The organism is Promicromonospora sukumoe 327MFSha3.1, from assembly GCF_000385135.1.
Lineage (GTDB): Bacteria > Actinomycetota > Actinomycetes > Actinomycetales > Cellulomonadaceae > Promicromonospora > Promicromonospora sukumoe_B.
The window spans coordinates 436,393-452,818 of sequence record NZ_ARQM01000011.1 but is presented as its reverse complement, the minus strand read 5'-3'; the positions used below and the strand labels follow the sequence as shown (position 1 = coordinate 452,818).

The 16,426-nt window shown below is 71.4% G+C and carries 14 protein-coding genes; 7 read left to right on the top strand and 7 right to left on the bottom strand.

Going from position 1 to position 16,426, the window contains the following annotated elements:
* The first annotated feature begins 189 nt into the window (after positions 1–189).
* The 3 genes from H291_RS0115730 (at position 190) to glpK (ending at position 4,332) form a co-directional block, all read left to right on the top strand.
* Positions 190–1,935, top strand: a complete 1,746-nt coding sequence (locus H291_RS0115730) for a glycerol-3-phosphate dehydrogenase/oxidase (RefSeq protein ID WP_026365806.1) — start codon at positions 190–192, stop codon at positions 1,933–1,935.
* 106 nt (positions 1,936–2,041) lie between these two features.
* The gene (locus H291_RS0115725) at positions 2,042–2,770 is read left to right on the top strand and encodes an MIP/aquaporin family protein (RefSeq protein WP_020015965.1); all 729 of its coding nucleotides are present in this window, start codon (positions 2,042–2,044) and stop codon (positions 2,768–2,770) included.
* Between the two features lie 47 nt (positions 2,771–2,817).
* A complete protein-coding gene (gene glpK / locus H291_RS0115720) occupies positions 2,818–4,332 on the top strand; it encodes a glycerol kinase GlpK (RefSeq protein ID WP_020015964.1) in 1,515 nt (504 codons plus the stop codon).
* 60 nt (positions 4,333–4,392) lie between these two features.
* Here the strand turns inward: glpK and H291_RS0115715 are convergent, their stop codons facing one another.
* Both H291_RS0115715 and H291_RS0115710 read right to left on the bottom strand, forming a co-directional pair.
* Positions 4,393–4,986 carry a TetR/AcrR family transcriptional regulator gene (locus H291_RS0115715; protein ID WP_026365805.1) on the bottom strand — a complete coding sequence of 198 codons (594 nt, stop codon included), beginning with the start codon at positions 4,984–4,986 and terminating at the stop codon, positions 4,393–4,395.
* Entirely contained in the window at positions 4,970–5,677 is a 708-nt protein-coding gene (locus H291_RS0115710; protein ID WP_020015962.1) for a YqeB family protein, read from the bottom strand. The genes H291_RS0115715 and H291_RS0115710 overlap by 17 nt, the downstream gene beginning before the upstream one ends.
* A 92-nt stretch (positions 5,678–5,769) precedes the next feature.
* Between H291_RS0115710 and H291_RS0115705 the strand changes: the two genes are divergently transcribed.
* A complete protein-coding gene (locus tag H291_RS0115705; protein ID WP_020015961.1) occupies positions 5,770–7,074 on the top strand; it encodes an alpha/beta fold hydrolase in 1,305 nt (434 codons plus the stop codon).
* 181 nt (positions 7,075–7,255) lie between these two features.
* On the opposite strand, the gene H291_RS0115700 is transcribed toward H291_RS0115705, so the two are convergent.
* Both H291_RS0115700 and H291_RS0115695 read right to left on the bottom strand, forming a co-directional pair.
* Entirely contained in the window at positions 7,256–7,867 is a 612-nt protein-coding gene (locus H291_RS0115700) for a hypothetical protein (RefSeq protein ID WP_020015960.1), read from the bottom strand.
* 190 nt (positions 7,868–8,057) lie between these two features.
* On the bottom strand, positions 8,058–9,548 hold the full coding sequence (locus tag H291_RS0115695) for an XRE family transcriptional regulator (RefSeq protein ID WP_020015959.1): 1,491 nt from the start codon (positions 9,546–9,548) through the stop codon (positions 8,058–8,060).
* Between the two features lie 188 nt (positions 9,549–9,736).
* Between H291_RS0115695 and H291_RS0115690 the strand changes: the two genes are divergently transcribed.
* Positions 9,737–11,659, top strand: coding sequence for a phosphoenolpyruvate carboxykinase (GTP) (locus H291_RS0115690; protein WP_020665184.1), 1,923 nt, complete (start codon positions 9,737–9,739; stop codon positions 11,657–11,659).
* Between the two features lie 140 nt (positions 11,660–11,799).
* Here the strand turns inward: H291_RS0115690 and trpS are convergent, their stop codons facing one another.
* Positions 11,800–12,957 (bottom strand): tryptophan--tRNA ligase, encoded by a 1,158-nt coding sequence (gene trpS, locus H291_RS0115685; protein ID WP_020015956.1) that lies wholly within the window; start codon positions 12,955–12,957, stop codon positions 11,800–11,802.
* 250 nt (positions 12,958–13,207) lie between these two features.
* Between trpS and H291_RS0115680 the strand changes: the two genes are divergently transcribed.
* Together H291_RS0115680 and H291_RS30370 are read left to right on the top strand one after the other, a co-directional pair.
* Positions 13,208–13,687 carry a tRNA (cytidine(34)-2'-O)-methyltransferase gene (locus H291_RS0115680; RefSeq protein ID WP_033327161.1) on the top strand — a complete coding sequence of 160 codons (480 nt, stop codon included), beginning with the start codon at positions 13,208–13,210 and terminating at the stop codon, positions 13,685–13,687.
* Between the two features lie 145 nt (positions 13,688–13,832).
* Positions 13,833–14,846 (top strand): Abi family protein, encoded by a 1,014-nt coding sequence (locus H291_RS30370; protein ID WP_157237159.1) that lies wholly within the window; start codon positions 13,833–13,835, stop codon positions 14,844–14,846.
* A 15-nt stretch (positions 14,847–14,861) separates the two neighbouring features.
* Here the strand turns inward: H291_RS30370 and H291_RS32655 are convergent, their stop codons facing one another.
* Both H291_RS32655 and H291_RS0115665 read right to left on the bottom strand, forming a co-directional pair.
* Positions 14,862–15,614: a hypothetical protein gene (locus tag H291_RS32655; RefSeq protein ID WP_020015953.1), complete on the bottom strand. Its 753-nt coding sequence runs from the start codon at positions 15,612–15,614 to the stop codon at positions 14,862–14,864.
* 51 nt (positions 15,615–15,665) lie between these two features.
* On the bottom strand, positions 15,666–16,334 hold the full coding sequence (locus H291_RS0115665) for a ThuA domain-containing protein (RefSeq protein WP_020015952.1): 669 nt from the start codon (positions 16,332–16,334) through the stop codon (positions 15,666–15,668).
* Positions 16,335–16,426 lie beyond the last annotated feature (92 nt).

Genomic DNA, 16,426 nt, shown 5'->3' with positions numbered 1-16,426 from the left:
GGGCCCCCGATGCGGCGCCCGCCGCGTACGACAGGCGGTCGCCACCAACAATCACCCGCGGGCGTACACCGGCCTTCACCAGGGGAAATGAATGGCAAATCGGAAAGTGAGCGAGAGAACATCCCAACACACCCGCGCGGCGAGGGCAAAGGTCTTGCCAAGTCACGGAATGCGTGGTGAGTTTGGCGCATGGCATCAACTCGCCTGACCGCAGAAGCAAGGACCCAGGCTCTGGCTGCGCTCGAGGCCAGTGTCAGCCCCTCGGCCGAGCTCGATGTGCTGGTGATCGGCGGCGGGGTCACCGGTGCCGGCATCGCCCTCGACGCGGTCACCCGTGGCCTGTCGACCGCCGTCGTCGAGGCACAGGACTGGGCGCAGGGCACCTCCAGCCGCAGCAGCAAGCTCGTCCACGGCGGCTTGCGCTATCTGCAGATGCTCGACTTCGAGCTGGTACACGAGGCGCTCACCGAGCGCGACCTCCTGCTCCGGGACCTCGCACCGCACCTGGTGCGACCGGTCCCGTTCCTGTATCCGCTGGAGCACCGCGTGTGGGAGCGCGCCTATGTGGGCGCCGGCATCGCGATGTACGACGTCCTCGCGACCCTCACCCCGGGCCGGCGGCCCATGCCGTTCCACCGGCACCTGAGCCGCAACCAGATGGAGGCCAAGTTCCCGGACCTGGCGCACGACGCCGCCGTCGGCGCCGTCCAGTACTGGGACGCCTCCGTCGACGACGCCCGCCTCGTGGCCACCCTGATCCGGACCGCCACGAGCTACGGCGCGCACGCCGCGAGCCGCACCCAGGTGGTCAGCCTGACCCAGGGCGCGACCGGCGCGGTGAACGGCGCCGTGGTCGTGGACCTGGAGACGGGCAAGGAGATCACCGTCAGGGCGCGCGCGGTCATCAACGCGACCGGCGTCTGGACGGAGGACACCGAGGCCCTGGCCGGCTCCGAGGGCGGGCTGCGCGTGCTCGCCAGCAAGGGCGTGCACCTGATCGTGCCGCGGGAGCGCATCCGCGGGCACGCCGGGCTGATCCTGCAGACGGAGAAGTCCGTGCTGTTCGTCATCCCGTGGAGCCGGTACTGGATCATCGGCACGACGGACACGCACTGGAGCCTCGACCCCACGCACCCCGTGGCCACGAGCACCGACATCGACTACGTGCTCGACCATGCCAACGCGGTACTCGCGCATCCGCTGACCAGGGAAGACGTCATCGGCACGTACGCGGGCCTGCGTCCGCTGCTGCAGCCGGGCACCAAGGCCGGCACCAGCAGCGCGAAGGTCAGCCGCGAGCACACGGTCGCCTCGCCGACGCCGGGCCTGACCGTCGTCGCCGGCGGCAAGCTGACGACGTACCGGATCATGGCCAAGGACGCCGTCGACTTCGCGATCGGGCAGCGCGCCGCCGCGCTCCCCTCGATCACGCACCAGATCCCGCTCACGGGCGCCGTCGGGCTGCGTGCCGTGCAGCGCCAGGCGCGCACGTGGGGCAAGCGGTTCGGCTGGTCGCCCCCGATGCTGGACCACCTGCTGCACCGCTACGGCGCCAACCTCGCCGAGATCGTCGAGCTGTGCGACGCCGACCCGTCGCTCGCCAAGCCTCTCGAGCACGCCCCGGCGTACCTGCGCGCCGAGGTGCACTACGCGGTGAGCCACGAGGGCGCCCTCCACCTGGAGGACGTGCTCGGGCACCGGACGCGGCTGGTCTACGAGGTGCCGGACAGCGGCACCGCGGCCGCCGAGGAGATCGCCGCCGTCGTCGGCCCGCTGCTCGGCTGGGACGCGGCGGACGCCGAGCGCGAGATCCACGCCTGGCAGGCGCGGATCGACGCGGAACGTCAGGCCGCGCAGGAGCCTGACGACGAGGGCGCCGAGCGTGCGCGCCTGACCACCCCCGACGTAGCGGCCATGCAGCCGCTCCGAAGCTAAGGAAAGCGAAGGGCCACACCTACCCACAAGCCGACGGGTCGCCGCGAGGGACCGCCGGGATTACCTCCGTACGCCGACAGAGCGGTCGGCAGAAAGCGAGTCAGCGATGAACGCATTCACGGACATCATGGTGCCGGAGTTCCTCGGCACGATGATCCTGCTCCTCGGCGGTGCCGGCGTGGTGGCGAACGCCATCCTCCCGAAGAACAAGGGCTTCAACGGCGGCTGGCTGATGATCAACTTCGGGTGGGGCCTGGCGGTGTTCGCCGGTGTGTTCGTGGCGCTGAAGTCGGGCGCGCACATCAACCCGGCCGTGACGCTCGGCATCCTCACCAGCGGCGCCGAGGAGTTCGCTCCCGGTGTCGCGGCGAACTTCTCCAACATGCTCATCTACTGGGTCGCGCAGCTCTGCGGCGCCTTCGTCGGCGCCATCCTCGCGTACCTGGCCTACAAGCAGCACTTCGACCAGGACGCCGACCCGGCCGTGAAGCTCGGCGTCTTCTCCACGGGCCCGGCGATCCGCTCGTACGCGTGGAACTTCGTCACGGAGGTCATCGGCACGTTCATGCTGGTCTTCGTCATCCTGTCGTTCGCGAACTGGCCCGGCGACATGGGGCCGCTGGCCGCCGCCCTGCTGGTGACGGGCATCGGCGCCAGCCTCGGTGGTCCGACGGGGTATGCGATCAACCCGGCCCGTGACTTCGGCCCGCGCATCGCCCACTTCGTGCTGCCCATCCCCGGCAAGGGATCGAGCGACTGGGCCTACTCGTGGGTGCCGGTGCTCGGCCCGCTGGCCGGCGGCGCCCTGGGCGGCCTCCTCGCCGCGGCCCTCTGAACGCACCTACGACACGGACTTCGACACAGACAAGGGAGTCAATTCCGATGGCTGACTACGTACTCGCGATCGACCAGGGCACCACGAGCACCCGGGCGATCGTGTTCAACCACGGCGGGACCATCGTGTCCACCGGCCAGATCGAGCACGACCAGATCTTCCCGAAGGCCGGGTGGGTGGAGCACAAGCCCGAGCAGATCTGGGACAACACCCGCCAGGTGGTGGGCCTGGCGCTCACCAAGGCGAACATCAACCACACCGACCTCGCCGCGGTGGGCATCACCAACCAGCGCGAGACGACGGTGGTGTGGGACAAGACGACCGGCAAGCCGGTCTACAACGCGATCGTCTGGCAGGACACGCGCACGCAGGCGATCGTCGACGAGCTGGGCGGGTCGGAGGGCGCGGAGAAGTACAAGGCGATCGTCGGCCTGCCGCTCGCCACCTACTTCTCCGGCCCCAAGGTGAAGTGGATCCTCGACAACGTCGAGGGGGCACGGGAGGCCGCGGACCGCGGCGACCTGCTGTTCGGCAACACGGACGCCTGGGTGCTGTGGAACATGACCGGCGGGGTCGACGGCGGCGTGCACGTCACCGACGTCACCAACGCGTCCCGCACCATGCTCATGGACCTCGACACCCTGTCCTGGCGCGAGGACATCGCCGCGGACATGGGCATCCCGCTGTCGATGCTCCCCGAGATCCGCTCCTCCTCGGAGGTGTACGGCACGGGGCGGCCCCGCGGCATGGTGCCCGGCGTGCCCATCGCGGGCATCCTGGGCGACCAGCAGGCGGCCACGTTCGGCCAGGCCTGCTTCGACGTCGGTACCGCGAAGAACACCTACGGCACCGGCAACTTCATGCTGCTCAACACGGGCACGGAGAAGGTGCCCTCCGAGAACGGCCTGCTCACCACGGTCTGCTACAAGATCGGCGACGCCGCCGCCGTGTACGCGCTGGAGGGCTCGATCGCCGTCACGGGGTCGCTGGTCCAGTGGCTCCGCGACAACCTGGGCCTGTTCACCGACGCGCAGGACGTCGAGTGGTTCGCCCGCAAGGTCGACGACAACGGCGGCGCGTACTTCGTGCCGGCGTTCTCCGGCCTGTTCGCGCCGTACTGGCGGCCCGACGCGCGCGGTGCGCTCGTGGGCCTGACCCGGTACGTCAACCGCAACCACATCGCGCGGGCCGCGCTGGAGGCCACGGCGTACCAGACCCGCGAGGTCATGGACGCCATGAAGGCGGACTCCGGCGTGGACCTCACCGAGCTCAAGGTCGACGGCGGCATGGTCGCCAACGAGCTGCTCATGCAGTTCCAGGCCGACCAGCTCGGCGTCGACGTGGTCCGGCCGGTCGTAGCGGAGACCACCGCGCTCGGCGCGGCCTACGCGGCGGGGATCGCCGTCGGGTTCTGGAAGGGCGAGTCCGACGTCACCGCCAACTGGGCCGAGGACCGGCGCTGGTCGCCCGACATGGACGAGAAGGAGCGGGACCGCCTGTACCGGAGCTGGAAGAAGGCGGTGACCAAGACCTTCGACTGGGTCGACGCCGACGTCGGCTGACCCCACCACCACGTGTCAGACGCTCAGGTCACCCGGGTGACCTGAGCGTCTGACACTTCGTCAGGGCGCCAGGAACCGGCGCGCCGTCTCCACGAGCGTCTCCGTCTCGCCCTCCACCGTGAACTCCTCGTCGACCGCCACGCGCCCCAGGAAGCCGTCGGTCAGGAGGTACAGCCACGAGGTGATACGGCCGGGCGTCAGGTCGGTCCGGATCTCGCCGGCCCGCTGGGCCCGCTCGACCCAGGGCCGGATCAGGTCCTGCTGGACGATCGCGTCCTCGTCGAGCTTGGCCGCGACCTCCGGCAGGTGCATGACGCCGCCCACCGCGCGCACGAACCCGGGCATCCGGGGGTCCGCCGCGTCGTCGGCGCCCTGCCGCACGATGTCGAGGACGACGCCGAGGGCGTCCGTCCGGCCCGCGTACCGCGCCCCGGCCTCGGCGGTCTCCTGCGTGCCGAGCGTCAGGATGGCGAGCAGCACGTCCAGCTTGGTCGGGAAGTAGTGGAAGAACGTGCCCGACCCGATGCGCGCCTGCTTGCAGATCGCCGCGGTGGTGGTTCCGTCGTAGCCGCGCTCCGCGAGGACCGTGAGCGCGGCGTCGATGATCACCAGCCTGCGTGCCTCGTGCCGTTCGGGGTCAACGGTCCGTGCCACGCGCGCCCTCGGTCGTCGCGGTGCGGCGCACCTGGATCCGGTCGTCCCGGACCCGGGCCATCAGGCCGAGCGCGGCCAGGTCCTCGTCCGCCTGGCGGCGGGCGTCGGTGTCCTTGCGCTTCTCCAGCCGACGGCGGAGCGCCTCGTGCTCGGCGGCCGTGAACCCCGGGCGGCCGTCCACCCAGCGCTCGTAGCCCTGCTCGTGCGGGTCGGCGTCGTGCCAGGGCCAGCCGTGCCCGGTCAGGGCGTCGCGTACCCGCGCCGCCGACAGGGTGTCGGTGTCGAGGCGGGCGCGCAGGGCGCCGTCGGGCCGCAGGAGCACCAGGTTCGTCCGGTCGGGGAACGCGGCGCCGACGTCGGACCGCTCGATCCAGACCTCGCGCTCCTCCTGCCGGTGCTCGAGGTGGTCGTCGGCGACCGTGAGCACCGGCGCCTCCCCCACCGTCACGAAGGCGATGAAGCCGCCGCCCAGCAGGCCGAGCCCGCCCAGGATGCCGAGCGTCCAGGGCAGGGTCAGCGACTCGATCAGGGTGACCAGCCGCGGCACGGGCAGCGGTGTGGCGTCGATCAGGCCGGCCAGCCCGCCGGCCAGCGGCGCGGCGAACCAGCCGAGCACGAGGCCGAGAGCGAGCACGCCCAGGCCGAGCACGACGGGGAGTGCGGGCGGCTGGCGTACCTCGGTGGTCGTCATGGCTCAATTATTAGAGCAGCCACTCCATTAATGCAATCAATATCGCGAACGCGGCGCTGCGGCGGCCCGGCGTACGGCCGTAGGCTCGGCGCGTGCCCATCAGCTACACGCTTCCCGGTGTCCATGTCACCGACCACTCCGTCGACGTCCCGCTCGACTGGTCCCAGCCCGACGGGTCCCCCACGATCTCGGTGTTCGCACGCGAGCTCGTGGACCCGACCCGCCGCACCGAGGACCTGCCGCTCCTCGTGTTCCTCCAGGGCGGCCCCGGCGGCAAGGGCCCCCGCCCCACCGGCCCGGACGGCTGGGTCGGCGCGGCCCTGAAGCGGTTCCGCGTGGTGCTGCTGGACCAGCGCGGGACCGGGCGGTCCACCGCCGTCCGCGCGGCGGCCCTGACCGCGATCGGCACGCCCGAGGAGCAGGCGGAGTACCTCGCGCACTTCCGCGCCGACAACATCGTGCGCGACGCCGAGCACGTCCGGAAGACGCTGTTCGACGGTCGGCGCTGGACGTCGCTGGGCCAGTCGTACGGCGGCTTCATCACGATGACGTACCTGTCGCTCGCCCCCGAGGGCCTGAACGCGAGCCTCGTGACCGGCGGCCTGCCGGGGCTGACGGCGTCGGCCCGGGAGGTCTACGAGCGCACCCAGCCGCGCGTGGTGGCCAAGAACGAGCGGTTCCGTGCGCGCTACCCGCACGTCACCCAGGCCCTGGGCAGCATCGCCGACCGGCTCTCGACCGGCGAGGTGACGGAGCCCGGCGGCGACGTCCTGACCACGCGGCGCTTCCAGACGCTCGGCATGGACTTCGGCATGCAGCCCGGGTTCGAGCGCGTGCACTGGATCGTCGACGAGGCGTTCGACTCCCTGCACGGCGGCCCGCTCAGCGACACGTTCCGCGCGACGGTCGCGGCCGAGACGTCGTTCGCGACCAACCCGCTGTACGCGCTGCTGCACGAGTCGATCTACGCCCAGTCCCACACGGGCCCCACGGCGTGGGCGGCCCAGTCCGTGCGCGACGCCGACCCGGCGTTCGGCGAGGACGCCCGGCCGCTGCTGCTGACCGGCGAGATGATCTACCCCTGGATGTTCTCCGAGATCAGCGCCCTGCGGCCGTTCGCGGCCGCCGCGGATGCCCTGGCGCAGCGACAGGACTGGGGCGACCTGTACGACCTGCACCGGCTCGCGGACAACGAGATCCCGGTCGAGGCCGCCGTGTACTTCGACGACATGTTCGTCGACGCGTCGCTCTCGCTGGAGACGGCGGCGCACGTGGGCAACGTCGAGCCGTGGGTCACCAACGAGTTCGAGCACGACGGGTTGCGGCTCGGCGACGTCCTGCCGAAGCTGCTGGACCGCCTGGACGCCCGGGGCGGCCCGCTGCCGTCGTCGAAGTAGGCCGCGGGCCGGTTCCGGGGCGACGCCTCCGGGGCAGCGACGTTCCCCTCTGCCGGCGCCCTCCCCTTTGAGGCCTAAGTTGCTTCGCTTTGCGGCGCCGCAAAGCGAAGAAACTTAGGCCTCGAAGGGGACGAGCCCGCGGCCGCCGGCTTCGAAGAGGACGGGCAGACCGAGAAGTACGTCAGCGCAGCGAAGGCAGCGACGCCACCACGTACCCGTCCACCTCGACGACGTCGCCGGGGTTCAGCTCCGGCTGCCCGGTCGGGAGACAGAGGGTCACCTGGAAGCCGTCCGTCTGCACGCGGGCGGCGGTGAACCCCTGGCCGGTCCGGGAGACGGACCGCTCCTCGATCGCCAGGACGACGCCGGTCAGGTGCGCGACGGCGTCGGTCGAGGCCGCGTACGCGCCGGTGGGCTCGAAGACCAGGCCGGACACGGCGGCGTCGGCCTGGCCGATGACCTGCACGGAGTTGCCGAGCACGACGATCGAGGCGGGGCCGGTGATCGGGGTCTCCGCGTTGCCGAGCAGGGCGAGCTCCTCGAGCTGGCAGGCGATCTCGGTGATGACCTCGTCGTGCTGGTTCACGAGCTCGGCGAGCACGAGGCCGCCGTCGACCGCCTGCGGCTCGGAGATGATGGCGCCCGGCGCGGCGTAGAAGGTGGGCGTGACCACGCGCACCAGGTCGCCCTCGGTGGTGATGATCAGGCGGGCACCGGACACGTCGGTCCAGATGTGCACCCCGACCTCACCGTCCTTGGCGATCGTCTCGGCCTCCGCGCGTGCCGAGGCCACCAGGTCGCGAAATTCGCTACGTCGCCAGACGTCCAGTCCGATGCAAGCCAGGTTCGATGCCACGGTCGCCTACGCTAACCCGGCTGCGCGGGGAACGACGCGACGGAAAGTCATACGAGTGCGCCCCTCTCCGGACGTGTCAGACATACAGGTCACCCGAGGGAACTGTGTGTCTGACACGACGGGCCGGTCAGTCCGGGGCGTGCTTGTCCAGGAACGCGTACACCTCGGCGTCGTCCACGCCCGGGAACGCGCCGCGCGGCAGGGCCGCGAGGATCTGCTGGTGCATGCGCCCGGACGGCCAGGCCTCGCCCGACCAGCGGTCGGTGAGCTCCGCCGACGGCCGCTGGCAGCAGGCCGGGTCGGGGCAGGTCGAGACGCGCCGCACCTGCGTGTCCCGGCCCCGGAACCACTTGGCGTGCGCGTACGGCACCCCGACCGTGATCGAGAACGCGCCCGAGCCGCCGTCGGGCCCACCGGTGGGCGAGGTGGAACCTGTCTGCGTGGAGCACCAGAAGGTGCCGGCCGGGGTGTCGGTGTACTGGTAGAACTCGGTGGCGCGGTCGCGGCGCTCGAACGCCTCGCGCGCCGCCCAGCGTCGGCAGATGAGCTGCCCCTCGATGGCGCCCGTGACGTCCTGCGGGAACGGCAGGCCGTCGTTCGCGTAGCCGCGGAACAGCGCGCCGTCGGCCCCCACGCGCAGGAAGTGCAGCGGGATGCCGAGGTGGTGCGTGGCGAGGTTGGTCAGCCGCATGGCCGCCGCCTCGTGCGTGATGCCGAAGGCGTCGCGGAAGTCCTCGACGGCGAGGTCGCGCTCCCGCTTGCGCGCCTCCAGGAACGGCACCGCCACGAACTGCGGCACCAGGCACGCGGCGGCGAAGTACGTGATCTCGACGCGCTGCCGCAGGAACTCGCCGTACGAGCGCGGCCGGTCGTGCTCCAGCACGCGGTGCGCCAGCGCCTGCAGCGCGAGCGACCGCAGGCCGTGCCCGCCCGGGGTCGACGCCGGGGGCAGGTAGATGCGCCCGTTGCGCAGGTCGGTCACCGTACGGGCGGACCGCGGCAGGTCGCCCACGTGCAGCAGGGTGAAGCCCATCTGCTCGGCCATCCGCGCCACGGTGCGGTGGGTCAGGGCGCCGCCCGTGTAGCCGGCGGCCTTGACCATCTGCTCCGCGACGGCCTCGAACTGCGGGTAGTGGTTGTCGCGGGCCTCGCGCTCCAGGCGCAGGTCGGTGTTGGCCCGCCGCGCCTCCTCGGGCGTGGCGATCGCCATCTGCTCGCGCCGCGCCAGCTCGTCGTGCAGGCCCACGAGCTGCTCGAGCACCGGCATCGGCAGCTTCTGGCTGGGCTTGACCGCCGGCACTCCGAGGGTCGTGAACAGCGGGGCGCGCTGCGCCCGGTCCAGCGCGATCTCCAGGGCCGCCCGGCGCGACGGCGGCTCGGCGCTCAGCAGCTCGCTCATCGGCACGCCGAGCGCCTCCGCGAGCGACCGGAGCAGCCCGAGCCGCGGTTCGCGGCGGCCGTTCTCCACGAGGGAGAGCAGGCTCGGCGCCGAGCCGACCTTCTCGCCGAGCGCGTCCAGCGTGAGCCCCTGCGCGGTGCGCAGGTGCCGGATCCGGCGCCCCAAGGTGATCAGGTCCGTCTCGCCGCCCGACGACGTCGGCTCGCCTCCGGCAGGCATGTCGCCCTCCGCTCGTGGTCGCGTCCACCCGTGCGCTGCCCGGGACGGGCCAGCAAGAACCCGCTCCTTCACACTACGTGAAGATCGGCGATTCTTGACAGGCCGAGGACTGGAATTCGGGCCGATCCGCACACGAGAGTGGAAACAAGCCCGCCACCGTGGCTCGCCGTATGACGATCGGAGCTCACATGTCCGTCCTCGCGAACCCCCGCCGAACCCGGCTCGTCGCCGAGCTCGTCGCCGACGTGACCATCGGCCAGGACTCCACCACGGCAGACACCTCGGCGTCCTCCGCCACGAACGGTGTGCCCGCCGCCGGCGACCTGGACGTGCGCGCCTGGGTCGCGAGCGTCGCCGAGCTCACCCAGCCCGACGAGATCGTCTGGTGCGACGGCTCCGCGCAGGAGAAGCAGGGCCTGATCGACCAGATGCTCGACGCCGGCACCCTCGTCGCGCTGAACCAGGAGAAGCGGCCGGGCTCGTACCTGGCGCGCTCCAACCCGGCTGACGTCGCCCGCGTCGAGTCGCGCACCTTCATCTGCTCGCAGGACGAGGAGGACGCCGGCCCCACGAACAACTGGGTGGCCCCGGCGGACATGCGCACCGAGCTGAAGGGCGTCTTCGCCGGCTCCATGAAGGGCCGCACCATGTACGTGGTGCCGTTCTCGATGGGCCCGGTGGGCGGCCCCATCTCGCAGGTGGGCATCGAGATCACCGACTCGCCGTACGTCGTCGTCTCCATGCACGTCATGACCCGGGTCTCGGACGAGATCCTGCGGCTCATCGACGCCGGCCAGCAGTGGGTCCCCGCCGTGCACTCGGTGGGCGCGCCCCTGGCCGAGGGCGAGGCGGACGTCGCCTGGCCGTGCAACGAGACCAAGTACATCGTGCACTTCCCGGAGTCCCGCGAGATCTGGTCGTACGGCTCGGGCTACGGCGGCAACGCCCTGCTCGGCAAGAAGTGCTTCGCGCTGCGCATCGCCTCGGCGATGGCGCGCGACGAGGGCTGGCTCGCCGAGCACATGCTGCTGATCCGCATCACCTCGCCCGAGCAGCGCCAGTACCACCTGGCCGCCGCCTTCCCGAGCGCGTGCGGCAAGACGAACCTCGCGATGCTGCAGCCCACGATCCCGGGCTGGAAGGTCGAGACCCTCGGCGACGACATCGTCTGGATGCGCCCCGGCCCCGACGGCACGCTGCGCGCCATCAACCCCGAGGCGGGCTTCTTCGGCGTCGCGCCGGGCACCGGCGTCGACACCAACCCGACCGCCGTGGCCACGTTCGACCGCGACACCATCTTCACCAACGTGGCCCTGACCGACGACGGCGACGTCTGGTGGGAGGGCCTGACGGCCGAGCCCCCGGCGCACCTGACCGACTGGCAGGGCAACGACTGGACGCCCGACTCCGAGACCCCGGCGGCGCACCCGAACTCCCGGTTCACCGTGTCCGCCGCCCAGTGCCCCACCATCGCGGACACCTGGGAGGACCCGGCCGGTGTGCCGGTCGACGCGATCGTGTTCGGCGGCCGCCGCGCCAGCAACGTGCCGCTCGTGGCCGAGTCGTTCGGCTGGGAGCACGGCGTGTTCATGGGCGCCACCATCTCGTCGGAGCGCACCGCCGCCGCCGAGGGCGCGCTCGGCGAGCTGCGCCGCGACCCGTTCGCGATGCTCCCGTTCTGCGGCTACAACATGGCCGACCACTGGGCGCACTGGCTGGAGGTCGGCTCGGGCATCGAGGAGTCGAAGCGCCCGCGGATCTTCCAGGTCAACTGGTTCCGCCGCGGCGAGGACGGCCGCTTCCTGTGGCCCGGGTTCGGCGAGAACTCGCGCGTGGTCGAGTGGATCGTGGGCCAGGTCGAGGCCGGCCGCGGCCTGCGCGAGGACACCTCGGTGGCCACGCCGGTGGGCAGCATCCCCGCGCCCGGCACGCTGAACCTGGACGGCATCGACGTGCCCGACGCCGACATGGCGGCGCTCTTCGACGTGCCGACCGGGCCGTGGCAGGCCGAGGCCGAGCTGACCGAGGAGTTCTTCGACCGGTTCGGCGACCACACGCCCGCCGCCCTGCGCACCCAGCTCGACGCCCTGCGGGAGCGTCTGGCCCGATGATCTCGGACGGCTGACGGCGCGACATCCACGGGTGGCTACCCGTCGCGCCGTCAGCCGTCCGGACAGGTCTCCCCGGCCGGGTTATTGAGGCATCCCGGCCGGGGATCTCTTCTTGTCCACAGGGTTGTGGACTCCAGCGCTCAGTAGCGCATCCCCATCAGCCCGCGGACGTCGTCCAGGGTGCGGTCAGCGATCTCGTTCGCCCGTGCGTTGCCCCGGGCGAGCACCTCGTCGAGGTACCGCGGGCCGGCGGAGGCGAGCTCCCGCCGTCGGGCACGGAGGGGGCGCAGGCCCTCCACGACCGCCTCCGTGACCAGGGCCTTGAGCCGCCCCGCGCCCGCCGCGCCGACCTCCTCGGCGAGGCTCTCCGGGGTGCTCCCGGTGAAGTACGCGCCGATCTGGAGCAGGTTGGCGATCTCGGGCCGTCGCTCGGGCTCGTAGGTGATGGTGCGCTCGGCGTCGGTCTTCGCGCGCTTCATGAAGGCGACCGTCTCGTCCTCCGTGGCCCGCAGCTCCAGCGCGTTGCCCCGCGACTTGGACATGCGGCGGCCGTCGCTGCCGAGCACGGTGGTCGACGGCGCGATCAGCGCGTCCGGCTCGGGAAAGTACGGCCGCGCCGCCGCGTACCGCTGGTTGAACCGACGCGCCACGGTGCGGGTGATCTCCAGGTGCGGCAGCTGGTCCACGCCCACCGGCACGAGGTTGCCGTGGCAGAACAGGATGTCGGCGGCCTGGTGCACGGGGTAGGTGAGCAGCAGGCCGGAGATACCGCGCCGCTGCCGCAGCACGGCCGCCTCCGCCTCGGCCTTCACCGTGGGGTTGCGCTCCAGCTCGGCCACCGTGACCAGCGAGAGGAACGGCAGCAGGAGCTGGTTCAGCGCGGGCACCGCCGAGTGCGTGAAGACGGTGCTGCGCGCGGGATCCAGACCCGCCGCCAGGTAGTCGAGCAGCACCTCGCGGACGGTCGCGGGCAGGTCGCCGGCGTCGTCCCGGTCGGTGATGACCTGGTAGTCGGCGACGATGAGGAACACCTCGACGCCCAGGTCCTGCAGGCGCACGCGGTTGGCGACCGTGCCCAGCAGGTGCCCCAGGTGCAGGGCCCCGGTGGGGCGGTCGCCGGTGAGCACGCGGTACTCGCCCGGGTTGCGGGCGATCAGGTCCTCCAGGACGGCGGTGCGCTCGCGCGCCGCGGCAGCGGAGCGGGTGGTGCTGCGCTTCTCGCGGGCAGCTTCGAGGTCGAGCAGGGTGCCGGGGGCGGACGACGTCGGGGTCGCCTCGGGCGGCAGGGTGACGGACATGGTGGGTCTCCTTGGTCAGGGAGCTGCCCACGCACGGCGTCGGGCACAGAAAAAGTCCCGGGCTGCGACAGGCAGCTCGGGACTTCTGTGCGGGTGGGCGCGTCAGGTCACGGCTGCGGGTGCAGCCGCCACCAGTTGAGCCCGTGCGTCATGGGCCCAGGTTATGCGGGCGCGCCCGACGGCGGCAAGGACGACGCCGCGCCGTCGGGCAGCGAGAATGGACCCCGTGCCGCAGCAGCCTGACGCCCCCATGCCCGAGAACCCCCTCGCCCACATCGTGTACTTCGAGCCGCGCATCCCCGGGAACACCGGGTCCGCGATCCGGCTCGCCGCCGTGACGGGGGCGCGGCTGCACCTGGTGGAACCGCTGGGTTTCGACCTGTCGGAGGCCAAGCTGAAGCGCGCGGGTCTTGACTACCACGACCTCGCCGTCATGGACGTGCACCAGTCGCTCGACGCGGCCCTCGATGCGCTGCCCAAGGCCCGCGTGTTCGCGTTCACGACCCGCGCGACCACGCGGTTCACCGACATCGAGTACCGGCAGGGCGACGTGCTGCTGTTCGGCCCCGAACCCACGGGGCTGCCGCCGGAGGCGCTCAAGCACCCCCGCATCACCGACGAGCTGCGCATCCCGATGCTGCCCGGGCGCCGGTCGCTCAACCTGACCAACGCGGCGTCGATCGCGATCTACGAGGTGTGGCGCCAGGCGGGGTTCACCGAGGGGGCGTGAAGCTCGGACTGCGCGGCGAAGCTCCTCAGGGAGGGCACGCCCGCCTCACGCTCCATTGCTTCCCGACAGCGGAACAACGTATCCTGTGGTCAACACGGCCAGCCTTCCGTCCCGCCTCGCGCGGGAGGGGAGGCTGGTTTTCTATATGTGTGTGACCAACGATCTCTACCAGAAGCCTTACCTCACCGTTGATCAGCAACTCGACCTGCTCGAGTCCCGCGGTCTTGACCTGGGCAACCGAGCCGCAGCGGCCGAATGGCTGCGGCGAGTCGGCTACTACCGGCTGAGCGGCTACTGGTACCCCTTCCGGGAGAGCCGGTCCCAGCAGAACGGGCCCCGCCTGGTCCTCGACCAGTTCGTAGCGGGGACGACGCTCGCGCAAGTCGCCGACGTCTACGAGTTCGACCGCAAGCTACGCCTCCTGGTCATGGACGGGATCGAGCGCGTCGAGGTCTCGGTCCGCTTCCACGTTGGTCATGTCCTCGGCCGACGCGGGGCGTTCGCGCACGCAGATCCCGAAGCTCTCGACGACGACTTCGCAGGCAGCGACATCGCCTCGCCTCCCGCGCTGAACACGTGGATGCAAACCAGCCACTCACAGTGGCTACGGCGACGGCAGGACGAGGAACGTCGCTCAAAGGCAGACTTCGTCAAGCATTTCCGCGCAAAGTACGGTCCACCGCTGCCGGTCTGGGTCGTCACCGAGATTCTTGATTTCGGTGGGCTGTCATATCTTTACGACGGCATGATCCAGCGGGACAGGGACGAGGTAGCGTCCGCACTCGGCCTGTTCGACGCATCAGGCGCAGGCAACAGCGGTGTGCTGAAGAGTTGGCTCAAGAACCTCAACTACATCCGGAACATCTGCGCGCGCCACGCCAGATTGTGGAATGTCAACGTCGTCGAGCAGATCAGCCCTCGGACTGTCCGTCCGATCCCGGAGCTCACCCACATTGCCGACACCGGCGGGAACATCACGTTTCGCGTGTACGCGACGCTGGCACTCCTCGCCCTGCTCACGACCCGCATTCATCCGGGCGACGACTGGACCAGCCGGATGAGGTCGCTCATCACCACCCTGCCCGCGAACCGCTCGGAGCAGGAGATGGGGTTTCCCACGGGCTGGCACGAGCTACCACTCTGGAGCTCTCAGCCCTGATCTGGCCGCCGACGCCTACGGCCGCACCACCAGCACACGCCCCGGGGCCAGCTCGTACCGGCCGGGCACGACGCCGGGGCTCGCCGGTCCCGCCTGCGCGACCACCGTCACGGGCGGTTCGCCTACCACGCGGTCCGACGTCGGGAACCAGGTGCGGCCCCCGCTGACCAGGATCAGCATGCCGTCGATGTGCCCGGCCGGGCTGAACGTCGCCGAGCCGTCCGGGTAGCGGCCGACGCCGGCGTGGGCGAGCCGGTCGGCGGTGTCCACGACGTCGGGCACGGCGATGCCCACCTCGCTCACGGACAGCAGGTCGCCCGGCCCGAACGGTTCCGACGGACTGGGCTGGGTGCCGGACGCGGGCGGGCTCGAGGCCTTCGCCCCCGCGCCGCGTCCGGCACCCAGGTCTCGGGGAAGATCACGGCGCGCGATGACCTCCAGGACGGAGCGGTCCGGTCCCGGGAAGTACAGGGATCGCGCGTTCCAGGCGTCCTGCGCCTCGAACTCCGTGCGGTCGCCGTCGCTCAGCAGACCGGGTCCCGCCGTCAGGAACGCGCGGGCGGCGTCGAACCGCGCGTCGTCGATCAGGAAGGCGTAGTGCTGGTCGCCCGCGGCGTCGGCGTCCTCGTGGAAGCGCAGGACCGTGCGGCCGACGGTGACCTCGACCGCGCCGATCTCCTTGCTGACCGGCAGGCCGAGGACCGTCTCGTAGTACGCGGCGGTCTCCGCGGTCGAGCGGGTCACCGTGTCGACGCTGATGATCTCCATGCGCCCCAGCCAACAACCTCAACAACGGTTGAGGTCAAGGGGGGCGTCATCCTACGACAGCAGCCAGGCCGCCGACCGGCGCAGCAGCTCCCGGTGCCCCTCCGAGGCGAAGGAGCGGACGTCGTGCCCGAGCGCCGAGTAGACCGTGCGGCCGCCGTGCGTCTCGTTGACCCACAGGACCGGGTGCGGGGTGCCGTCGTCGTCCAGGGTGGTGCCGAGCACGCGCGTCTCCGGCGCGACGCTCAGGTGGCAGTACCGCTCGTCGAAGGCCTCGACCACGCGCAGGTCGTCGGTGACCGGGTGGCCCTGGACCAGCTCGAACCGGGCGTCGCCGATCGGCGGGTGCATCGACTCGCCGGGGATCCAGCGGCCGCCGAGCACGGCCGCCCAGTCGGGCGCGTCGTAGAAGGTGTTCGCGGCCTGGTGCAGGCCGAGCACCGCGCCGCCGGCTCGCGCCCAGGCGGCCAGCCGGTCGTGCACGGCGAGCCAGTCGTCGTCGGACCCGTCGAAACCGGCGTCCCGGCGTCCCGAGCCGCCGTTGACCACGAGCAGGTCCACCGAATCGAGGTCGTCGAGCGCGTCGCGGAACAGCCCGCGCACCTCGACGTCGCCCTGGTCGCCGAGGATGCCGGCGACCACGTGCGACGTCGCCGCGTGGTCGTGCCAGGGGTCCTCGTAGCGCCCGCGGCCGGAAAGGACAAGGATGCGGCGTTGCGTCATACGCCGCATCCTCCCACCCGAGCCGCGGACGCCGAGCGTAGGGTTCAGCGCCCCAACGGTGGCTCTTGGAGCGATCAAGCCTACGTTCGACG

Bases quoted from the DNA above. Each gene is read 5' to 3' on its own strand.
- H291_RS0115730 (WP_026365806.1), top strand. From the start codon at position 190: ATGGCATCAACTCGCCTGACCGCAGAAGCAAGGACCCAGGCTCTGGCT.
- H291_RS32655 (WP_020015953.1), bottom strand. From the start codon at position 15,614: ATGGAGATCATCAGCGTCGACACGGTGACCCGCTCGACCGCGGAGACC.
- H291_RS0115695 (WP_020015959.1), bottom strand. From the start codon at position 9,548: ATGCCTGCCGGAGGCGAGCCGACGTCGTCGGGCGGCGAGACGGACCTG.
- glpK (WP_020015964.1), top strand. From the start codon at position 2,818: ATGGCTGACTACGTACTCGCGATCGACCAGGGCACCACGAGCACCCGG.
- H291_RS0115690 (WP_020665184.1), top strand. From the start codon at position 9,737: ATGTCCGTCCTCGCGAACCCCCGCCGAACCCGGCTCGTCGCCGAGCTC.
- H291_RS0115665 (WP_020015952.1), bottom strand. From the start codon at position 16,334: ATGACGCAACGCCGCATCCTTGTCCTTTCCGGCCGCGGGCGCTACGAG.
- H291_RS30370 (WP_157237159.1), top strand. From the start codon at position 13,833: ATGTGTGTGACCAACGATCTCTACCAGAAGCCTTACCTCACCGTTGAT.
- H291_RS0115680 (WP_033327161.1), top strand. From the start codon at position 13,208: ATGCCCGAGAACCCCCTCGCCCACATCGTGTACTTCGAGCCGCGCATC.
- H291_RS0115710 (WP_020015962.1), bottom strand. From the start codon at position 5,677: ATGACGACCACCGAGGTACGCCAGCCGCCCGCACTCCCCGTCGTGCTC.
- trpS (WP_020015956.1), bottom strand. From the start codon at position 12,957: ATGTCCGTCACCCTGCCGCCCGAGGCGACCCCGACGTCGTCCGCCCCC.
- H291_RS0115725 (WP_020015965.1), top strand. From the start codon at position 2,042: ATGAACGCATTCACGGACATCATGGTGCCGGAGTTCCTCGGCACGATG.